The organism is Streptomyces sp. PA03-3a, assembly GCF_033792735.1.
Taxonomy (GTDB): Bacteria; Actinomycetota; Actinomycetes; order Streptomycetales; family Streptomycetaceae; genus Actinacidiphila.
The window spans coordinates 33208-52867 of sequence record NZ_JARAVM010000029.1 but is presented as its reverse complement, the minus strand read 5'-3'; the positions used below and the strand labels follow the sequence as shown (position 1 = coordinate 52867).

At 74.1% G+C, this 19660-nt stretch carries 18 protein-coding genes; 9 read left to right on the top strand and 9 right to left on the bottom strand.

Annotated features, from left to right (window positions below; all coding sequences use genetic code 11):
* Positions 1-30 precede the first annotated feature (30 nt).
* From PV342_RS29995 to PV342_RS29985, 3 genes are read right to left on the bottom strand one after another with little or no spacing between them, the layout of a single operon-like run.
* Entirely contained in the window at positions 31-924 is an 894-nt protein-coding gene (locus tag PV342_RS29995) for an SDR family oxidoreductase (RefSeq protein ID WP_400802783.1), read from the bottom strand.
* A complete protein-coding gene (locus PV342_RS29990) occupies positions 921-1853 on the bottom strand; it encodes an alpha/beta fold hydrolase (protein WP_329187395.1) in 933 nt (310 codons plus the stop codon). The genes PV342_RS29995 and PV342_RS29990 overlap by 4 nt, the downstream gene beginning before the upstream one ends.
* Positions 1850-3361: a flavin-containing monooxygenase gene (locus PV342_RS29985; protein ID WP_400802785.1), complete on the bottom strand. Its 1512-nt coding sequence runs from the start codon at positions 3359-3361 to the stop codon at positions 1850-1852. The genes PV342_RS29990 and PV342_RS29985 overlap by 4 nt, the downstream gene beginning before the upstream one ends.
* Before the next feature lie 140 nt (positions 3362-3501).
* On the opposite strand from PV342_RS29985, the gene PV342_RS29980 reads away from it, so the two are divergent.
* Together PV342_RS29980 and PV342_RS29975 are read left to right on the top strand one after the other, a co-directional pair.
* Positions 3502-4218, top strand: a complete 717-nt coding sequence (locus PV342_RS29980) for a MerR family transcriptional regulator (protein ID WP_400802788.1) — start codon at positions 3502-3504, stop codon at positions 4216-4218.
* Positions 4219-4594: 376 nt separating this feature from the next.
* On the top strand, positions 4595-5419 hold the full coding sequence (locus PV342_RS29975) for an arylamine N-acetyltransferase family protein (protein WP_500319401.1): 825 nt from the start codon (positions 4595-4597) through the stop codon (positions 5417-5419).
* Between the two features lie 7 nt (positions 5420-5426).
* Here PV342_RS29975 and PV342_RS29970 read toward each other — a convergent pair whose 3' ends face one another.
* Entirely contained in the window at positions 5427-5636 is a 210-nt protein-coding gene (locus PV342_RS29970) for a DUF4287 domain-containing protein (RefSeq protein ID WP_400802794.1), read from the bottom strand.
* Positions 5637-6054: 418 nt separating this feature from the next.
* Here PV342_RS29970 and PV342_RS29965 point away from each other — a divergent pair, with 418 nt between their 5' ends.
* Positions 6055-7134, top strand: coding sequence for a glycerophosphodiester phosphodiesterase family protein (locus tag PV342_RS29965; RefSeq protein WP_500319399.1), 1080 nt, complete (start codon positions 6055-6057; stop codon positions 7132-7134).
* Positions 7135-7198: 64 nt separating this feature from the next.
* Here the strand turns inward: PV342_RS29965 and PV342_RS29960 are convergent, their stop codons facing one another.
* Entirely contained in the window at positions 7199-8104 is a 906-nt protein-coding gene (locus PV342_RS29960; protein ID WP_361001760.1) for a DMT family transporter, read from the bottom strand.
* 206 nt (positions 8105-8310) lie between these two features.
* The gene (locus PV342_RS29955; protein ID WP_361001763.1) at positions 8311-9507 is read right to left on the bottom strand and encodes a MarP family serine protease; all 1197 of its coding nucleotides are present in this window, start codon (positions 9505-9507) and stop codon (positions 8311-8313) included.
* 525 nt (positions 9508-10032) lie between these two features.
* On the opposite strand from PV342_RS29955, the gene PV342_RS29950 reads away from it, so the two are divergent.
* Both PV342_RS29950 and PV342_RS29945 read left to right on the top strand, forming a co-directional pair.
* Positions 10033-10302 carry a DUF2630 family protein gene (locus tag PV342_RS29950; protein WP_500319397.1) on the top strand — a complete coding sequence of 90 codons (270 nt, stop codon included), beginning with the start codon at positions 10033-10035 and terminating at the stop codon, positions 10300-10302.
* The gene (locus PV342_RS29945) at positions 10299-10607 is read left to right on the top strand and encodes a GNAT family N-acetyltransferase (protein WP_018559862.1); all 309 of its coding nucleotides are present in this window, start codon (positions 10299-10301) and stop codon (positions 10605-10607) included. Before PV342_RS29950 ends, PV342_RS29945 begins: the two co-directional genes overlap by 4 nt.
* 51 nt (positions 10608-10658) lie before the next feature.
* Here PV342_RS29945 and PV342_RS29940 read toward each other — a convergent pair whose 3' ends face one another.
* Positions 10659-11264 (bottom strand): TetR/AcrR family transcriptional regulator, encoded by a 606-nt coding sequence (locus PV342_RS29940; protein WP_361001772.1) that lies wholly within the window; start codon positions 11262-11264, stop codon positions 10659-10661.
* Positions 11265-11397: 133 nt separating this feature from the next.
* The gene (locus PV342_RS29935; protein WP_018559864.1) at positions 11398-11838 is read right to left on the bottom strand and encodes an OsmC family protein; all 441 of its coding nucleotides are present in this window, start codon (positions 11836-11838) and stop codon (positions 11398-11400) included.
* 233 nt (positions 11839-12071) lie between these two features.
* Between PV342_RS29935 and PV342_RS29930 the strand changes: the two genes are divergently transcribed.
* The 4 genes from PV342_RS29930 (at position 12072) to PV342_RS29915 (ending at position 18061) form a co-directional block, all read left to right on the top strand.
* On the top strand, positions 12072-14603 hold the full coding sequence (locus tag PV342_RS29930; RefSeq protein WP_500319394.1) for a SpoIIE family protein phosphatase: 2532 nt from the start codon (positions 12072-12074) through the stop codon (positions 14601-14603).
* A gap of 191 nt (positions 14604-14794) precedes the next feature.
* Positions 14795-16273: a dihydrolipoyl dehydrogenase family protein gene (locus tag PV342_RS29925; RefSeq protein ID WP_018559866.1), complete on the top strand. Its 1479-nt coding sequence runs from the start codon at positions 14795-14797 to the stop codon at positions 16271-16273.
* Positions 16274-16349: 76 nt separating this feature from the next.
* Positions 16350-17303, top strand: coding sequence for a hypothetical protein (locus PV342_RS29920; RefSeq protein ID WP_018559867.1), 954 nt, complete (start codon positions 16350-16352; stop codon positions 17301-17303).
* A complete protein-coding gene (locus tag PV342_RS29915) occupies positions 17300-18061 on the top strand; it encodes a peptidoglycan-binding domain-containing protein (protein WP_500319391.1) in 762 nt (253 codons plus the stop codon). Before PV342_RS29920 ends, PV342_RS29915 begins: the two co-directional genes overlap by 4 nt.
* Here PV342_RS29915 and PV342_RS29910 read toward each other — a convergent pair.
* The gene (locus PV342_RS29910; protein ID WP_400802807.1) at positions 18010-19611 is read right to left on the bottom strand and encodes an IucA/IucC family protein; all 1602 of its coding nucleotides are present in this window, start codon (positions 19609-19611) and stop codon (positions 18010-18012) included. The two genes, PV342_RS29915 and PV342_RS29910, sit on opposite strands and share 52 nt — an antisense overlap.
* Positions 19612-19660: the final 49 nt, after the last annotated feature.

Genomic DNA, 19660 nt, shown 5'->3' with positions numbered 1-19660 from the left:
CGGACGAATGCGTACCGTGAACAGCGCTGGTCAGACGGGCCTTTCCGACCGGGCACGCTCGTCGGCGGCGCCGCCGCGGCCGACGAGTCCCTGCCGGATGCCGCCCGCGGCGGTGATCCTCGGCTCCAGGCGGCGCATCTCGCGCCGTCCCAGGGCGCCGCCGATCAGGCCGGGCAAGTACCCGCGCACGGACTGCGTTCCGCGCAGCCACCACTGGGCGTAGACATGCGGCGAGCGGCGCGCGATCCCGTCCGCGATGCGCTCGACCGCGGGCTGCAGCGGGTAGGTGCGATTGGCCGGCCAGGGCAGCCGGGAGCGGGCCTCGCGCATCACGTCGTCCTCGTCGGCGCCGCGCACCATGTCGGTGTCGGTCCAGCTCAGATATCCCACACCGACCTTGACGCCCTTGAAGCCGACTTCGGCGCGCAGGCAGTGCGCGAAGGCCTCCACCCCCGCCTTGCTGGCGCAGTACGCGGTCATCAGCGGGGCCGGGGTGATCGCGGCGAGCGAGGCGATCTGCAGCAGGTAGCCGCGCGAGGCGAGCAGCGCGGGAAGGAACGCGCGGGCGGTCACCACGCTGCCCAGCAGGTTGACCTGGACGACCCGTTCGAAGTCTGCGGGATCCACGTCCAGGAACGGACCGCCGGTCGCCACACCGGCGTTGGCGACGACGACGTCGACGCGGCCGTAGCGCTCCACGACCTCCCCGGCCACCCGGGCCATCGCCTCCCGGTCGGTGACGTCGGCCGTCCAGCACCCCGCGTCCGGGCCCATCTCCGCCGCGACGCGCTTGAGTTCGTCCGGTTCCAGCCCCACCAGCGCCAACCGGGCTCCTCGTGCGCCGAGTTCGCGGGCCAGCATCGCCCCCACCCCGCGGGCGGCGCCGGTCACCACCGCCACCTGCCCGTTCAGCGACCTGCTCATGCCGTCTCCTCCTTGACCTGGGCCCCGGGCCGCAGATGGTCCTCGACGAGGGTGCGTACGACGCCCGCGACCGCGGCCGGCGCCTCCAGCGGGGTCATGTGGCCGAGGCCCGGCAGCTCGGTGAGCCCGGCGAACCGGGAGAGCCGAGCGGCCATGCCGTGGGCGTGCACCGGAGGGGTGAGCTTGTCCGCGCCGCCCACCAGCACGGCGGTGGGCACACGCAGCGCGGAGACGCCCGCGTCGAGATTGAGCCCCGCCAGCACCCGGCCCCACCCCGCACGCTGCCGCCGCCCGCAGGCGTGCACGATCCGGGCGGTGGCGGCCACCAGCTCCCTGCTCGACGCCGCCCCCAGGATCCCGTACTTGAGCGCGGCCCGGGTCACCGCGGACTGCGGGCCCAGCGGCGCCGAACTGACCAGCAGGAAGCGGTGGAAGGCGTCGCGCACCCGCTTGCTGCGCACCCGCGGCGGCAGCACCGCCGCCTCGGCGAGCAGCCGTCCGCTGCCGGTGCTGGCCAGCAGCACCGCGGCCGTGCGGGACTGCACGGCGGCACGGTCGCCCGCCGCCATCGCGGTCATCCCTCCCATGGAGTGGCCGACCAGCACCACCTTCTCGTCGCCCTCGACGGCGGACTCCAGGACCGCGGTGAGGTCGTCGGCGAGCGCGCCGGTGCCGTATCCGCCGCGGCGCGGGGTCCCGCTGCCGCCGTGACCGCGCTGGTCGTAGGCCACGACCCGGTACTCCCCCGCGAGTTCGTGGATGAGCGGGGCCCAGAACAGGGTGCTGCAGGTCCAGCCGTGGATCAGCACCACGGTGGGCGCGGTGCCGGCCTCGGGGCCGTACTCCTCCACATGGATCGAGGTGCCGTCCGCGGACCGCACGGAATGCGTGCGCCGGGTGGCGGGCAGGTCGAATACGGACGCGGTCACGAGGCGACCTCCACGCGCTCCGGGCGCTCCCCGGGGGCACCGGCGGGCACGATCTCGTACTCCTGGAGGTCCAGCCGCCGCGTGGCGCGCCGGAACTCGGCGGTCGTCCCGGGCCAGACCGTGGTGTTGCGCCCCTGGTCGTCCAGGTACCAGCTGACGCAGCCCCCGGTGTTCCACACCGTGCGGGTCATGCGGCGCTGCACTTCGTCGTTCCAGGACCGCACGGCCTCCGGACGGGCGTCGAGCGCCGCGGCCCCGGTGGTGTCCAGGGCGCGCAGGTACGCGGCGAGGTAGTTCAGCGAGGACTCGATCATCAGGATCATCGAACTGTTGCCCAGGCCCGTGTTGGGCCCGATGACGAAGAGCAGGTTGGGGAAGCCGTCGACGGCGCAGCCGCGCAGGGCGGCCATGCCGCCCTTCCAGTGCTCGGCCAGCGAGCGGCCGTCGGCGCCGAACACCCGCGCCCCGATGGGCATGTCCGTGACGTGGAAGCCGGTGCCGAACACGATCGCGTCGGCCTCGCGCTCGGTGCCGTCGGCCATGACCAGGGTCGAGCCGCGCACCTCCTTCAGCGCGGAGGCGACGACCTCGGTGTTGGGCCGGGCGAGCGCCGGGTAGTAGTCGTTGGACAGCAGGATGCGCTTGCAGCCGATCCGGTAGTCGGGGGTCAGCTTGGCGCGCAGCGCCGGGTCCTTGACGGTCTTGCGCATGTGCGAGGCGGCGACGGCCTGCGCGCCGCGCATCATCGCCGGGCGCTTGGTGAACGCGCCGACCTGGAACTCCCGGATCAGCCAGAGCAGTCCGCGCCGCGCCCTGGCGGTGGCCGGCACCTTGGCGTGCAGCCACTGCTCGGCCCGGCTGATCCCGCGGTCCATGCGCGGCATCACCCACGGGGGTGTCCGCTGCACCACGGTCAGGCTCTCCACCTCGGGTTGGATCGCGGGCACGATCTGGATGGCGGAGGCCCCGGTGCCGACCATGGCGACCCGCTTGCCCTTGAGGTCGAAGTCGTGGTCCCACTTCGAGGAGTGGAAGACCCGCCCGGGGAAGGCGTCCAGGCCCGGGACGTCCGGCAGCTTGGGGTCGGACAGCGGTCCGGTGGCCGAGACCACGACGTCGGCGGTGAGTTCGCCGCGCGAGGTGGTGATGCGCCAGTGCCGGGCGCCGGCGTCCCAGCGGGCCTCGGTCACCTCCGTGCGCAGGCGCAGGTGCGGGCGGAGGCCGAAGGTGTCAGCGACCCGTTCCAGGTAGTCCCGGATGTGCGGCTGGCCGGAGAAGGTGCGCGGCCACCGCGCGTTGGGCGCGAAGGAGAACGAGTACAGGTGCGAGGGCACGTCGCAGGCGCACCCCGGGTAGCTGTTGTCGCGCCACGTCCCGCCGACGGAGTCACGGCGCTCCAGGACGACGAAGTCCGTGATCCCCTCGCGTCGCAGCCGCACGGCGGCGCCGAGTCCGCCGAACCCCGATCCGATCACCGCAACCCGCACGTGTTCGCTGTGTCCGGCCATACCGCCGCCTCTCGGTGCCGCCCCTGTGCCGAATCGCGCCAGCGTTCACTGGCACGGTTCGGAGCGTAGACCAGAAGGCGTTACCAGCGGTAGAGGCCGGGCCACGCGATGTGCCGCGCGCACCGCATAGGCTGATCGGCGTGGCAACGCACGAACGCGAGTACCGGATGGACGAGCTGGCGGAGGCGGCCGGTGTCCCGGTCCGAACCGTCCGCTTCTACCGGGAGCGCAAGCTGCTCCCCGCGCCACGCCGCGAGGGCCGGATCGCCTGGTACAACGACCACCACCTGGCCCGGCTGCGCACCATCACGGCGCTGCTGGAGCGGGGCCACACCCTGGGCGGCATCGCCGAGCTGATGGACGCCTGGGAGAGCGGCCGCCACGACGTCGGCGAACTCCTCGGCCTGGACACGGCACTGCCCACCCGCTGGTCGGAGGAGGAGCCGCTGCGGCTCACCCCCGAGGGCCTCGCCGACCACTACGGCGACCAGGCCACCGCCGAGAACCTGGCCACCGCCCTGGACATCGGCTACATCGCCGTCGACGGCGACGACGTGGTGCACGTCAGCCGCCGGCTGCTGGAGGCCTCGGCCGCGCTGGTCCGGGAGGGCATCCCGCTCGCCGAGGTGCTCGCCACGGGCCGTGACATGCGGGACCGCATGGACCCGCTCGCCGAGCTCTTCGTCGAACTGGCCCGCACCTACGTCCTGCCGGACGCGGAGGCCGACCTGCAGTCCGGCGACACCACCCGGCTCACCGAGGCCATCGCCCGGCTGCGCCCGCTGGTGCAGGCCGTCGTCGAGGCGGAACTCGCCCTGGCGATCGACCGCAGGCTGCGCGAGGAACTCAAGCGGTGACCCCGCGCGGGCGGTGGCGGACGCCGGGTACGGGCGCCTGGCCGGGCGGCGCCCCGGACAGGGGCAAGGGCTTCCCCGCCCCGGCTCACCCGGCGCCGCCGTCCGGCCGGCGCGGGCGGTCGCGGGCCTGATGCGCCGCGAGCACGCCGCCAGGCCCGCCACGCCCTGCGGATCCCCGCCGGCCGCCGCCGCCCGCGTCCACCGCATGCCCGGCGAAGTCCTCGAACCGGCCGCCACACGTGGCCCCGGCATCCGAGCCCGGGTGGACGGCGACGCCGTCGCCCTGCGGATCCCCGCCGGCCGCCGCCCCGCACCCGCGCAAGCGCCCTCCCGAAGGCGGCGCGAGAAGGCCGCCGCGCATCCGTACTGTGGTCGTATGACTCTCGATCTCGATGCCTATCTCGCCCGCATCGGCTGGACCGGGGAGCGCCGTCCCACGGCGGAGGTGCTGCGGTCCGTGCACCGCGCCCACCTGCTGGGCATCCCGTTCGAGAACCTCGACCCGGTCCTGGGCCGGGCGCCCTCGCTCGCGTTGCCCGATCTGGAGGCCAAGCTCGTCCGCGGCACACGCGGCGGCTACTGCTACGAGCACAACACCCTGTTCGCCGCGGCGCTCACCGCCCTCGGGTTCCGGGTCACGCTGCTCACCGCGCGCGTCCTGGTGGGGGCGAAGCCGGGGGACGTCCGCCCCCGTACGCACATGCTCATGCTCACCGATGTGCCCGGCGAGCCGGTGCCGTGGGTGACCGACGTCGGCTTCGGCAGCATCGGCTCCCTTCTGGAGCCGCTGCCGCTGGTCGCGGACGAGGAACTGCACGACGCCCCGCGCCGCCACCGGCTCGTCCACGCGCCGCACGACGGACCGCTGGAGCTGTGGAAGCTCCAGGCGTACCTGCCCGGCGCCGCGGACGACGGGTGGGAGGACCAGTACGCCTTCACCGTCGAGCCCTTCCAGGCCCCGGACTACGAGGTCATCAACTGGCACGTCGCGACCAATCCGCGCTCCCCCTTCTCCCGCGGCGTCTACGTCCAGCGCACCACCGGCGACGCCCACCTCTCCCTCACCGGACGCCACCTGACGGAGACGGCCGCCGACGGCACCCGCAAGGAGCGCGAACTGGCCGACGAGGACGAGGTGCTGCGGGTCCTTGCGGACGACTTCGGAATCCGGCTCCCGGAGGGGACGCGACTGCCGGCGTGACCGGGCGCTAGGCCGTCCTCTCCGCGAGGGTGTGCGCCACCAGCGCGTTGGCGTGGCCGTGCCCGAGGCCGTGCTCGGTCTTCAGCCAGCCGACGAGCTCCATGTGCCGGGTCAGCGGGGAGGAGCGGATGAGCTCCTTCCACTCCGCGACCGGCCGGCCGTACTTCTTCTCGATCGACGGGAAGTAACTCGCGGGGCCCTTCACGTTCTGCGTCATGCCTGGTGGACCGGCCGGGCGCCGCGAACCCATCGCAGTCCCGGCGTGACCCGCGTCACACCGGCCGGCCGTTCCCCGGGTCAGGTGAGTTTCGCCGGTTCACGGCGTGCCGCCGGAAAGCGTCCGCCTAGCGTGGCGTCGGACGACACCAGGGGAGCCGGACGGGGGTGGCCGCATGACGGTCGAGGACAGGCGCTCGGTGAGCATGAGGATCTTCGGGGACCTGCTCAAGACGCTGCGCGAGGGCCGCCCTCCCGGACTACGACGGCCTGCCCGACTGACCCCGTCCGAGACGGCCCGGCGCCCGGGGAGATCGTTTCCCGGGCGTTCACCATGCCCTCATCCGTGGGCTCCGTACGGGCTCGACCTGCGGCTTAGCGTCACGAGGTCCCGTTCGCCCGATATAGACGAGGTGTACATGTCCCTCCGGCACGCAATCGCAGCCCTGGCCGTCGTGCCCGCGCTCGTGGTCCCCACCGCCGCCCAGGCGGCCACCGCCCACCACGGCCAAGGCCAAGGCCAAGGCCACAAGGTCTCCTTCGACCTGCAGGCCCACCGCGGCGGCATCGGCATGACCACGGAGGAGTCCCTGGAAGGCTTCGGCAAGGCCCTGCGCCTCGGGGTGAGCACCCTGGAGCTGGACACCCACGTCACCAAGGACCAGAAGGTCGTCGTCAACCACGACCGCCAGATCAGCGCCCAGAAGTGCAAGGACACCGGTCCCGTCACGCCGGGCGACCCGATGTACCCCTACGTCGGCAAGTACATCAAGGACCTGACGCTGGCCCAGATCAAGACGATGGACTGCGGCTACCAGCAGCTGCCCGGCTTCCCCGAGCAGGAGCAGGTCAAGGGCCACCGCATGGTGGAGCTCAAGGACGTCCTCGGCCTGGTCAAGAGCTACAAGGCCAAGAAGGTCAAGCTCAACATCGAGACCAAGGTGGAGGCCGGCGCCCCCGAGCAGACCGCGCCGCGCGAGCTGTTCGTGCGCCGCGTCTTCGAGGAGATCCACCGCTCGGGCATCGAGAAGCAGGTCACCATCCAGTCCTTCGACTGGGGCGCCCTGAAGGAGATGCACAAGCTCGCGCCGAAGTACCCGCTGGTGGCGCTGACCAACTACGACTTCCTCCAGGTCGGCAAGCCCGGCGCCTCCCCGTGGCTCGGCGGCATCGACGCCGACGACTACGACGGCGACTTCGTCAAGGCCGCCGCCGCCGTCCCGGGCGTCACGGCGCTCTCCCCGGTCTACGGCATGCCGCAGAACGGCACCATCGCGGACCCGAACTTCACGTTCTACGTCACCGAGAAGATGGTGGACGACGCCCACGAGCGCGGCCTGAAGGTCATCCCGTGGACCTGTGACGACAACCCGACCATCGAGGCCCTGATGGACATGGGCATCGACGGCCTCATCACCGACTACCCCAACCACGTGCGGCAGATCATGGCCGACCGCGGCATGCGCCTGCCCAAGGCCTACCCCGCGCCGCGCCACTGACGACCGGCGCCCCGCGCGCGGACGCCCCCGGAACCGGCCGGTTCCGGGGGCGTCCGCCTACGGTTCAGGTGGCCGAGGCGGCGGGTTCCTCGGCCGGGCTCGCCAGGTGCTCCTCGGGATGGACGCACTTGTAGAGGCACTGGGTGCGGGACATCGCGAAGACACCGTAGCTGAGCACCGCGAAGCCCAGCAGCGCGGGCAGCAGCCAGAGACCGGTGCGCGGCTGCTCGCCGTAGAGCGTGACCCCGAGGCAGAAGCCGACGACGGCGTCGCCGAGCGTCAGGGCGGGCTGCGAGGCGATCAGCGGTCCCCCCTGCATGGCGGTCCCCAGCAGGAAGAGCGAGAACCCGCCGGCCGCGGCGAACGCGTAGGTCTGCCAGGACAGCAGCCAGGCCGCGACGCCCTGGTGCTCCAGGATGTCCATGGACGACTTGATCAGCGCGGCCGTGAGGGCGTTGCCCACCGCGGCGGCCCCGCCCAGGCAGGCGGCGCGCATCAGGCCGTTGGGCCGCCGCAGCCCCGCGAGCACCAGCACCGCGCCGAGCCCGCCGACGATCAGCAGGGTCGGCACCCACCAGATGCCCGGAACCTGCTCGCGCCCCCCGCTGGGCGCCATCGAGAAGAGGAACAGCGCCAGGCCGCCGGCGATGCACGCCACACAGGCCCACGCCTTGTGGGACAGCTCGACGTGGAAGACCATGCCGCCGATCACCAGGGCCAGCGGCAGTTCCAGGATGAACACCGGCTGGACCGCCGCGAGCGACCCCGTGCCCAGCGCCAGCGCCTGGAAGATCGCGGCCAGGATGACGCCGAGGATTCCGGCGAGCCACACGGGGGTGCGCAGCAGGTCCTTCATCAGACCGAGGCGCAGGGACTTCGAGGCGGGGACGGTGAGCACCGCGCGCCGCTGCAGGACCGTGCCGAAGGCGTTGCTGCAGGCGGCGAGGACGGCGAAGAGGATCGAGATCATGAGGACGGCACCACTCCCCGCGTGCTCGGCCGCGGTCGTCCTCGTCCGGCTCGGCGCCGGACGACGCTCGACCGTTCAAAGGCATTCGTCCGGTTTTCCACGTGAATGGAAAGTCTAACGTCGAACGCATACGGAGGCCCGCCGCCCGGTGGTCACCGCGACGGTCACGGCACCGCGGTCACGGCACCGCGGCCACCGGCCACCGGTCACAACGCGGCGCGGTCGCCGGTGTCCACCGGCTGCGTGGCGCGCGCCCCGCGCAGGGCGTCGGAGCGCACCTCGTCCGCGGTCAGCACGTAGCCCGTGGTGGAGTCGGTGGTGGAGCGGGCGAAGACCACTCCGTAGACGCGTCCGGAGGTGTCCAGCAGCGGGCCGCCGGAATTGCCGGGGCGCACCACGGAGCGGACCTGGTAGATGTCGCGGGTGACGGCGCCCTCGCCGTAGATGTCCTGTCCGGTGGCGCGGATGCGCCCGGCCACCGTCGCGGCGCGCAGGTCGAGGCCGCCGTCCTGCGGGTAGCCCGCCACGACCGCGCCGTCGCCGCGCACGGCGTCGTCGGTGAAGCTCAGCGCGGGCGCCTTCAGCCCCGGGACGTCCAGGACGGCGATGTCCTTGCCGGGGTCGAAGAGCACGACGGTGGCCCGGTAGGCCCGCCCGGCGCCGCCGACCTGCACGGCGGGGTCGTCCACCCCGGCCACCACGTGGGCGTTGGTCATGACGTGCTCGTCGGCGTAGACGAAGCCGGTGCCCTCCTGCCCCTGGCGGCGGCCGTCCACGAAGGCCACGCCCTCGATCTTGACGGTGCTCCGGGCGGCGGCGCCGGCCGCGGCCGCGGTGACGTTGTCCCCGGAGGGCGCGGGCACCCCGTTGACGGGCTCGGACTCGAAGGGGTTGAACACCTGCGGGAACCCCGCCTCGGCCAGTGCGCTGGTCGCCCTGCTGAACCAGGTCGGCGCCTGCCGGGGCATGGTGTCCTGGACCGCGCCCAGCACCTCGGACCCGCGGATCGACTGGGCCAGCACGCTGGAGGAGGAGGTCACCAGCACGCTGGCGGCCACCCAGGAGACCAGCAGCACCGCCACCGCGTTGGCCACCGCGCCGCCCGCCCCGTCGAGCCAGCGCAGCGGGCCCCAGTCCAGCCCGGTCCGCGCCTTCCAGGCGACCCCGGAGGCGAGGGCGTGCCCACCGGCCGCGGGCACCAGGACGGTGAGCAGCGCGACCAGCGTCGCCCGCGGTGTGCCCGGCTCGACGTACTGGAGCACGTACGGCAGCAGCCAGACGCCGACCACCGCACCGCCGAGGAAGCCCGCGAGCGAGATGCAGCCGGCGACGAGCCCGCGCCGGAAACCGGCGACGGCGTAGGCGACGGTCAGCACCAGGAGCAGGAGGTCGAGCAGGTTCAACCGAGGGGCCTTTCGACGAAACCCTGTGGACCAGTGAAAACGCACATTAACTGACCATAGGTTCCCTTTTGCGGCACACCGCACGCAGATTCCGTCACATCCGCCCCGGATACCCCGGATCGCCGTGGAATCGCATGGGAAAGGCCCGGCGCGGCTTCCGTGTGCATCCACGGACTCCGGCACCGGGCCCTCCGTCGCACCGCACCCCGTCCCCACGGGTCGGCGCGTGCGGGACCCTCCCACCGCTCAGGGGCGGCCCCGCAGCTCAGTCCCCCTACATCACGACGACCGGGGCGCCGCCGGCATTCCCGTCCCGGGCGGTAATTCCGCTCCGGTACACCCGGACGTCACTTACCGGCGGGTCACCAGGCCGCCGCGCGGCCCGGCTCCGGGACACCGGCGCGACACGAAACCGTTTCGTACGCATCGACACTAGAGGCAGCCTTATCGAAACGCAAGTGTTTCGATCGCTTGGGCGCAGCGGGCTGCCTAGAGTGGGTGCCGAGGACCGAGGAGGTGCGGGCCGTGACCGAGCAGCAGTCGGGAGATCGCCCCGAGAAGGCGATCCTGGAACGGATCAGCGCGATGGCCTCCGACGAGAGGACCCTGCGCGAGCTCCTCAGCGAGGGGCGGATGGAGGGCGAGACCGAGCGGGCACGGCTCGACGCGCTGGAGCGCGAGCTCGACCAGTGCTGGGACCTGCTCCGCCAGCGCCGCGCCAAGACCGCGGCGGGCGGCGACCCGGGCGAGGCCAGGGTGCGCTCGACGGGCACGGTGGAGGGCTACCAGTCGTGAAGAGCGACGCGAAGGTGACGGACGCCACGGGAGCGCGGCGCTACGAGGCGCGCGTCGACGGCAGGCTGGCGGGCTTCGCCACGTACATCCGAACCCCGGAGATGGTCGCCTTCCTGCACACCGAGGTGGACCCGGAGTTCGAGGGCCGGGGCGTGGGCTCCTCGCTCGCCCGCCACGCGCTGGACGAGGCGCGGGAGCGCGGCCAGAGCGTGCTGGCGGCCTGCCCGTTCATCGCGGGCTGGATCGCGCACCACCCCGAGTACGAGGACCTGGAGTACCGGCCGCGCAGCGCGGTCAGCGACTAGCACCGGCGGCCGGCACCGTCGGCCGGGAGTGAGCGACGGGGCGGCCGGGCGTCAGCGGGGCTGCCCGATGCCCAGCGCCGGCAGCACCACCGCGTCGATGTAGCGGTGCATGAAGGCCGCGTCGACCTCCACGTCCTCCAGGAGGCGGCGGGTGATCACGGCGCCGAGCATCATGTGCGGCATGAACTCGGCCGCGGGGACGGCGGCGTCGATCTCACCGCGGCCGGCGGCCCGCCCCAGCAACTGCCGCACCCCGGAGAGCTCGGGCTCGATCAGGTGCTGGCGCATCGCCTCGGCGAGGTCGGGGTTGGTGGCGGAGGCGTGGGCCAGGCCCCGGATCAGCGGGGTGTCCACGTCCGAGCCGTCGCCGATGCGGTCGGCGAGCTCGTGCAGGTCGCCGGGAAGCGAGCCGGTGTCGACGTTCTCCACGTGCACCGGCTTGGTGCACTTGAGCGCGGTCACGACCAGCTCGGGCTTGCTCTTCCACTGCCGGTACAAGGTGGCCTTGCTGGACCGGGTGCGGGTGGCGACCGCGTCCATCGTCAGCGCGTCGTACCCGACCTCGCGCAGCAGATCGATCACCGCGCCGTACAGCTCCTGCTCCCGCTCGGGCGTCAGCCGGGTGCGGCGGGCCGGTGCGCTCGCGTCGGTCGTCATGTTCCGTGCTCCGTTCCTCGTCCCCTGCGAAACGGTTTCGTATCCCAACGACAATATGGCACCGCCCACCGAAACCGAAACGTTTCGATGGGCGGTGCACCCGCTGCGGCTCCGGTCCGGTGCCGTGCGCGCGTCAGGCCAGCGAGGCCGTGAGCGTGATCTCCGTACCGGCCAGCGCCTTGCTCACCGGGCAGTTCGCCTTGGCGTCCTCGGCCGCCTTCACGAACTCCGCCTCGTCCATCCCGGGCACCTCGCCCTCGACGGTCAGGTGGATGCCGGTGATGCCGGTGCCCGGCTTGAAGGTGACGTCGGCCTGCGTGCGCAGGCGGGTCGGCGGGGTGCCCGCCTTGCCCAGGCCGGCCGACAGGGCCATCGAGAAGCAGCTGGAGTGGGCGGCGGCGATGAGCTCCTCGGGGCTGGTCTTCCCGCCCGGCTCCTGCGAGCGGGCGACCCAGGTCACCGGGTACTCCCCGATGCCGGAGGAGTCGAGGGTCACGACCCCGCTGCCCTCCGTCAGACTGCCGTCCCAGACGGTGTGCGCGACCCGCGTGGTGGAGTGCGGCGTGGTGGACATGGTGGATCCTCCCGAGTGCGGAGTGAGTACGGCTGCGGCGGGTCCAAGTCTTCACCACGGCGCACCGCTTCGCGAAGCGATCTCCCGCGCCGTGACGTCCGTGTTGCCCCCTGTCAAACGGGCCGTCACCCACAAGAGTGGCTGTACGCAGGGATTTCACCGACCCGCCCCCCGCCGCCGTGCCGCCGCCCTACGTTCGGGACCTGGGACGCGGACGTCAAGGAGTGAGCCTGGTGGTCGAATCCGTACGGGTACCGATCCTCGCTTCGTGGGAGCGCTGTCAGACCGCCGGCCTCGACCCCGAGCGGTTCGAGGTCCCGTACACCGACGACCTCGACCCCGCCGGAGCCCTGGTCCGGGCCGCGGGTCCCGTCCTCGACCGGCTCGCCGGCACGCTCTCCGGCACCCGTACCGCCGTCCTGCTCACCGACGACCGGGGGCTGGTGATCGACCGCCGGGCCGCCGAGCCCCCGTTGCTGCCCGCCCTGGACCGGGTCCGGCTCGCCCCCGGGTTCAGCTACCACGAACTCGACGCCGGGACGAACGGCATCGGCACCGCCCTGGCCGCCCGGCAGCCCGTCCGCGTCTCCGGCGAGGAACACTTCTCCGCCGCCCTGCGCGGCTTCACCTGCTACGGCGTACCCGTCCGCCATCCCGTCAGCGGCCGGGTGGAGGGCGTCCTCGACCTCACCAGCCGGTACGGCGACGCGCATCCCCTCATGGCCGAACTCACCCGCGGCTGCGCCCTCGCCATCGAGCAGCGGCTCCTGGAGGAGTGCGGCGAACGCGAACGCGCCCTGCTACACGGCTACCTGACCGCCGAGCACCGCGCCACCACGGCCCCCTCCCTGCTGCTGGACGGCGCCGGGCGCTTCCAGGGCGTCGGGCCCCCGGCCGGTCTCACCGACGGGGACGAGTCGGCGCTCACCGAGACCGCGGCCGGCCTGATCGCCGCCGGACGGCGGGAGACACTCCAACTCCCCCTCTCCCACGGCCGCACGGCCCATCTGCTGTGCCGGCCCCTCGCGGGCGGCGCCGTCGTCGAGGTCAGCGTGCCCGGTGACCCCGGGTCGCCCGGCGGCGGCACCGGCGCGGCCGCGCGCCGACCGCTGCTGGTCGGCGAAGCGGGGGTGGGCCGCATCGCCGTCGCCGCGCGCCGCCGCCTGGAACTGCTCAGCGACGCCGCCCTGCGGATCGGCACCACGCTCGACGTCTCCCGTACCGCCCGCGAGATCGTCGAGGCCGCCGTGCCCCGCTTCGCCGACCATGCGACCGTCGACCTGTTCTGCCCCGTCCTGCACGGCACCGCCCCCGTCGACCCCGGGGCGGAGCTGCGCCGGGTGGCGGCGAGCGGCGCGGCCCCCGGCGCCGCGTACGGCCCCCACGCCAGGGGGGAACCGATGCGCCTCGTCCCCGGCAGCCCCCAGGCCAGAGCCCTGTGCGGCGGCTCCGCGGTCCGCGACACCTCCCCGGGCCCGGACGGCGAGCCGCGCGCCGTCATCGCCGTCCCGCTGCGCGCCCGGGACACCCTGCTGGGCGTCGCCACCTTCCAACGCGCCGCGCGGAACGAACCGTTCGCCGACGACGACCTCACCCTCGCCCGCGACCTCGCCGCCCGCGCCGCCGTCTGCATCGACAACGCGCGGCTCTTCACCCGCGAGCACCACCTCGCCCTGGAACTCCAGCGCAGCCTGCTGCCGCGCGGCGTACCGGAGCAGCACGCCGTGGACGTCGCCCACCGCTACCTCCCGGCGGCCCGCGGCCGGGTCGGCGGCGACTGGTTCGACGTGATCCCGCTGTCCGGGGCGCGCGTGGCGCTGGTCGTCGGCGACGTCGTCGGCCACGGCATCCACGCCGCCGCCGCCATGGGCCGGCTGCGCACGGCCGTGCACAACTTCTCCGCCCTCGACCTCCCCCCGGACGAGCTGCTGGGCCGCCTGGACGACCTCGTCGTCCGCCTCGACGACGAGAACGGCACCGGTCCCGGCCTCGCGGGCGCGACCTGCCTCTACGCGGTCTACGACCCCGTCACCCGGCGCTGCCAGCTGGCCCGCGCCGGGCATCCGCCACCGGCGCTGCTCGCCCCCGACGGCGAGGTGCGCTTTCCCGACCTGCCCGCCGGGCCGCCCCTGGGGCTGGGCGGACTTCCCTTCGAGACCGCCGAGTTCGCGGTCCCCGAGGGCAGCGGCATCGTCCTCTACACCGACGGCCTCATCGAGGGCCGCCATCTCGACCCGGACACCGGGATGCGCCGCCTCGGCCGTGCCCTGGCCGCCGTCCCGCGCGACTGCCCCCCGGAGGAGGTATGCGCGGCACTCGAGGCCTCCCTGCGCCCCGCTCCCTCAGCCGACGACATCGTCCTCCTCGTCGCCCGCACCCGGACCCTGGACGAGCGCCAGGTCGCCGGCTGGGACGTGCCCGACGACCCGGCGGCCGTCTCCGCCCTCCGCTCCGCGATCACCCGCCGTCTGCGGGCCTGGGGCCTCGAAGAGCTGACCTTCACCACGGAGCTGATCGCCAGCGAGCTGATTACCAACGCCATCCGCCACGGCGCCGGCCCCGTGCGGGCCACTCTGCTGCGCGACCGCGCCCTGGTCTTCGAGGTCGCCGACGCCAGCGGCACCTCCCCCCGCCTGCGCCGCGCGGCCACCACCGACGAGGGCGGCCGCGGCATCTTCCTCGTCGCCCAGCTCTGCCGCCGCTGGGGCACCCGCTACACCGACCACGGCAAGGTCATCTGGACGGAGCAGCAACTCCCCGCGTGAGGCGCCCGCAGCCGGCGGCCGCGGGCACCGGCGCGCGTCGGCGCCCCATCTGGCCTCGCCCTGATGGCCTACCAGTCGCACCAGGTCCCGTCCCCGACGCGCCACGTCGGCGGGCACGGTCGAGGGCGGCGAAGCGGCGGGACACGGTGGTTCCGGCTGTGCGCGGACGCGGTGTTGCCTACGGTGGAACCATGACCACGGCGGCAGACAGCGGTACGAACGCGAGCACGGACACCTACGACGTCATCGTCATCGGCGCGGGCCCCACCGGGGAGAACCTCGCCGACCGAACCAGGCAGGCCGGACTGACCACGGTGGTGGTCGAGGCGGAGCTGGTCGGCGGTGAGTGCTCGTACTGGGCGTGCATCCCCAGCAAGGCGCTGCTGCGCCCGCAGGCGGCCCTGGACGCCGCGCGGGCGGTCGCGGGCTCGCGGGAGGCGGCCGGCGGGCGGCTGGACGCCGCCGCGGTGCTGGCCCGGCGCGACTGGTGGACCGGCAACTGGAAGGACGACGGCGCGGTGAGCTGGCTGGACTCGGCCGGCATCGACCTCGTCCGGGGGCGCGGACGGCTCGACGGGCCGCGCCGCGTCGTCGTGGAGACCCCCGACGGCGGCGAGCGCGTCCTGACCGCCCGGCACGCCGTGGCGGTCTGCACCGGCACCCGCGCGCAGCTGCCCGACCTGCCCGGCATCGCCGACGACCACGTGTGGACCAGCCGCGACGCCACCAGTTCCCCCGAGGTGCCGGGACGGCTCGTGGTGGTCGGCGGAGGTGTGGTCTGCGTCGAGATGGCGACCGCCTGGCGGTCGCTCGGTTCCGAGGTGACCGTGCTGGTCCGCGGCTCCGGGCTGCTGCCGCGCTGGGAGCCGTTCGTGGGCGAGCTCGTCGCGGACGGCATGCGCGCCGCCGGTGTGGACATCCGCACGGGCGTGTCGGTCACGGAGCTGCGGCGCGCCTCGGAGTCCGGGCCGATCACCCTGGTGCTCTCCGACGGCACGGAACTCGTCACCGACGAGATCCTGTTCGCCACCGGCCGCGTCCCGCACACCGACGCCCTGGGCCTGGAGACGGTCGGCCTGACCCCCGGCTCCTGGCTGGACGTCGACGACACCTGCCTGGTCAAGGACGTCGAGGGCGGCTGGCTGTACTGCGCGGGCGACACCAACCACCGCGCCCTCCTCACCCACCAGGGCAAGTACCAGGGCCGTATCGCCGGCGCCGCCATCGCCGCCCGCGCCAAGGGGGAGCCCCTGGACACCGCCCCCTGGGGCCGGCACGCGGCCACCGCCGACAACGTCGCCGTCCCCCAGGTCGTCTTCACCGAGCCCGAGGCCGCCGCCGTCGGCATCACCGCCGAGCAGGCCGAGCGGGAGGGCCGCCGCGTCAGGATCGTGGACTACGAGATCGGCAACGTCTCCGGCGCCGGGCTGTACGCCGACGACTACAAGGGCAAGGCCCGCGCCGTCGTCGACCTGGACCGGGGTCACCTCGTCGGCGTCACCTTCGTCGGCCCGTCGGTCGGCGAGATGCTGCACTCCGCCACCATCGCCGTCGCCGGTGAGGTGCCGCTGGAACGCCTGTGGCACGCCGTGCCGGCCTTCCCCACCATGAGCGAGGTGTGGCTGCGGCTGCTGGAGACCTACCGGGACGCGCCGGACGGCGAAGGCTGACGCAGACGGCGGCCCCGGGCGCCTGCCGATAGGATCGCGCCCTGCTCGTCGAGTCCAGGTCGAGGGGACAGCTGAGGTGGGGATTTTCCGGCGCGGGCCGAAGCGTGACCAGCGGGACACACCCCGCGACCCCGAGTACGCCTTCTTCTCGGTGGACGAGGGGGCGCGCTTCCGCGCGACCGTTCGCGAGTCGTTCGCCGAACTCGGGCTGGAGGTCACGGTCTTCGCCGACATGGTGACCGACGACTCCGGCCGTCGCTTCGGGCTCGGCAACCTCGCCGCGCTGTGCCACAACGACCGCCGCGGCCCGCGCGTGTGGCCGCAGCTGGCACGCGAGCACATCGGGGCGGTGCTGCGCACCCTCGACGGGCCGTCGCCGCTGGAGACCATGCCCGCCGAGGAGATCCGCGAGCGGCTCTACCCGCGCCTGGTCACCCCCGACGCGGTCGACCCGGACACCTTCCGCTACGCCCGGATCGCCGCGCCCGGGCTGCTGGAGGTGCTCGCCCTGGACCTCCCGGAGAGCGTGATGACGCTCGCCGACCAGGCCCTGGTCCCCCTCGGCGACACCCGCGAGCTGCGCGGCCGTGCCCTGCTCAACCTCCGGGACCTGCCGGTGGAACGGCACGAGGTGGTCCGGCACGCCGACGTGCGCTTCGACGTCCTCGTCGGCGACTCCTTCTTCACCGCGGCCCGGGTACTGGTCCTGGACGAACTCGTGGAACGGGTCACCGGGAAGCCGCTGACCGCCGACGGGGCGCTGGTCGCCATGCCGTTCCGGCACCAGCTGGCCTTCCACGCCATCCGTGACAGCGCCGTCATCCCGGCCCTCAACGGCATGGCGGGCTTCGCCGCGGCGGGCCACGAGGACGCGGTGGGCCCCATCAGCCCGTACGTCTACTGGTGGCGGGACGGCGTGCTGACCCAGCTCAGCCGGAAGGACGGCGACGGCCTGCTGATCACCGTCGGCGAGGAGTTCCAGGACGTCCTCGAACGCCTCGTGCCCGACCAGGCGGGCGAGGAGAGATGAGCGGCGGCGAACCGGGTGGCACGACCGTCAGACCGCTGATCGGCGTGGGCCCCGAGGGGCCGGCGCCCGACTACGCCGAGCTGTTCCCCGAGGACCCGCCCGGCCCGGGCGGCGGCCCCGGCGGAACACCGCAGCCGCAGCCGCGGCCGGCGCACTCGCCTCGCGGGGCGCGCCGGGCGGCGGCCCGTCCCCGCCGGCGCCTGCGGACCGTCGTCACGGTGGCCGCGGCGGTGACCGGGGTCGGCGTACTGGCCCTGCTCGGGCACCTCGTCACCGGTCCGGGTGAGGCCGACCGCGCGCGGCCCGCCCCGAGCGCCTCCCAGCCGCGGCTGGCGCTGCCCAGCCTTCTCGACTCCGACGGCACGACGGAGGCCTCGCGCGGCGCCGGGGCCCCTTCGGCGCGGTCGGGCCCTGGCGGCCCCTCCCCGTCCGCCTCCGGTTCTGCGTCCGGCACACGGGCACCGGCCCCCGCCACCGGCTCGGCGACCGCCGGCGCCGCGGGCGGGAACACCGGGACCGCGACGGACGGTTCCGGCGCGGTGCTCAAGCCCGGCTCGCGCGGCCCCGAGGTCGTGGCGCTGCAGCAGCGGCTCGCCCAGGTACAGCTCTACGACGGCCCCGCGGACGGCAAGTACGACGGCGGGGTCAAGGACGCCGTCCAGCGCTACCAGCAGAGCCACGGCGTCACGGGCGACACCTCCGGGTTCTACGGCCCCGGCACGCGCCGTTCGCTGGAGTCGGTCACCTCCGCGCCCTGAGACCGCAGCGGGTTCGGCAGCGGCAGGTAGCGGGCGGCGGCGCCGTCCGCACCGGTCCAGCGCAGCAGCAGATTGGTCTTCCCCGGGATGTGCGCGGCGGCGAGCAGCTCCCGCAGCGGCGCCGGATCGCCGTTCCCGGCCGACCACTGCGCGAGGAAGGCCCGGGCCCGCGCCCACAGCACCGGGGTGAGTTCCGGGTGGCGTTCGGCGACCGCGCCCGCGATCTCCAGCAGGTTGTTGGTGACCAGGCAGTAGACCAGGCGTTCCCAGCCGTGGGCGGCGTCCACGCCGGGCCCGGGGGCGTCCGCTTGCGCGTGGCGGCGCAGCAGTTCGCGGTGCCGCTCCTCCACCAGCTTGACGCCCTCGTGGTCGCGGAAGAGCACCTGGCCGGGCAGCCCGTCGGCGTCCACGGCGACGAGCACGTTCTGCAGGTGGCACTCCAGGACCGCGCCGTGCCGCAGGTACGCGTCCAGCACCGGCGGCACGACCTGCCGCAGATACCCCTCCCACCAGGCCAGCGCGCCGTCCGCGGTCAGGCCGGGCGCGGCGAGCGGGCTGCCCTCGTACCCCTCGGCGACGGCCGCCGCCAGCAACGGGGTCAGCCCGGGGCGCAGGTGCGTGCCGAAGCCGTCGCGGACGACCACGGCCAGTGCCTCGTAGGCGTCCCGGCCGCCGAGGTCGGCGGTCCGGTGACCGCGGTCGGACAGCACGTCCGCCTCCGGCACGGCGCGCAGCACCTCGTCGACGGGCCCCAGCCAGCGCAGGTCGTGCCGCCACAGCCGGCGGATGTCGTTGGTGATCCGCACGTCGAGACTGAACTTCAGGAAGAGGTCGGCCTGCGGCAGGTACACCGTCCGCAGGGACGCCGTCGGCACGGCCGGTTCCGCGGTGTGCCCGAGGCGCAGCAGCCGCCCGTCGTGGAAGGCCGGGAGGTCGCCCAGCAGGGCCAGCTGCCAGGGGTGCGCGGGCAGGACCCGGTAGCCCTCGGGCACGTCCGGGTAGAGCCGGTCGAGCACCGCGGTGTCGCCCTCCCCGGCCAGCAGGTCCGCGCGGACCGCGAGCAGCGTGAGCGGGAAGCGCGTGTGCGCCTCCGGCGCGTAGGGCAGCCAGCTCTCCGGCGGGCCGCCGCCGCGGGCCTTGGGCGCGGGGTGGTGGCGGTGGCCCGCCACCAGGGCCTGCTCGGAGCGCAGATACGGGTCGGCGGGCGGCGGCGCGTGCTCGCGGGCCTCCAGCAGGGCGGCGAGCACGTCGCGGCTGTCGGCGATCTCGGCGGGCAGCTCGGCGCCGGCGACGCCCGTGCGGGCGGTGAGTTCCGCGGCGACGACCTCGACCAGCGCCTCCAGCGGGAGCGGCCGCCAGCCGCCCTCGGTGCGCAGCTCGGGGCCGGCGGGGTGACGCCCGGCCCGCACCCGCAGCAGCGCGCCGGTCGCGGGCAGCCGGTGCACGGGACGGCCCCCGTCCGCGCCCGCGGCCTCGGCGACCTCGCGCAGCAGGCAGTTCAGCAGGGCCGTGGCGGACAGCGCCTCGGCGCGGTCCCAGGCTTCACCCACGACGGCACGTTCCCGCTGGTCGCTGCCCTGGTCGATGCACGGTCGGCCG

Coding starts and splice junctions, on each gene's coding strand:
- PV342_RS29995 (WP_400802783.1), bottom strand. CDS start 924: ATGAGCAGGTCGCTGAACGGGCAGGTGGCGGTGGTGACCGGCGCCGCC.
- PV342_RS29985 (WP_400802785.1), bottom strand. CDS start 3,361: ATGGCCGGACACAGCGAACACGTGCGGGTTGCGGTGATCGGATCGGGG.
- PV342_RS29975 (WP_500319401.1), top strand. CDS start 4,595: ATGACTCTCGATCTCGATGCCTATCTCGCCCGCATCGGCTGGACCGGG.
- PV342_RS29970 (WP_400802794.1), bottom strand. CDS start 5,636: ATGACGCAGAACGTGAAGGGCCCCGCGAGTTACTTCCCGTCGATCGAG.
- PV342_RS29965 (WP_500319399.1), top strand. CDS start 6,055: ATGTCCCTCCGGCACGCAATCGCAGCCCTGGCCGTCGTGCCCGCGCTC.
- PV342_RS29960 (WP_361001760.1), bottom strand. CDS start 8,104: ATGATCTCGATCCTCTTCGCCGTCCTCGCCGCCTGCAGCAACGCCTTC.
- PV342_RS29940 (WP_361001772.1), bottom strand. CDS start 11,264: ATGACGACCGACGCGAGCGCACCGGCCCGCCGCACCCGGCTGACGCCC.
- PV342_RS29935 (WP_018559864.1), bottom strand. CDS start 11,838: ATGTCCACCACGCCGCACTCCACCACGCGGGTCGCGCACACCGTCTGG.
- PV342_RS29925 (WP_018559866.1), top strand. CDS start 14,795: ATGACCACGGCGGCAGACAGCGGTACGAACGCGAGCACGGACACCTAC.
- PV342_RS29915 (WP_500319391.1), top strand. CDS start 17,300: ATGAGCGGCGGCGAACCGGGTGGCACGACCGTCAGACCGCTGATCGGC.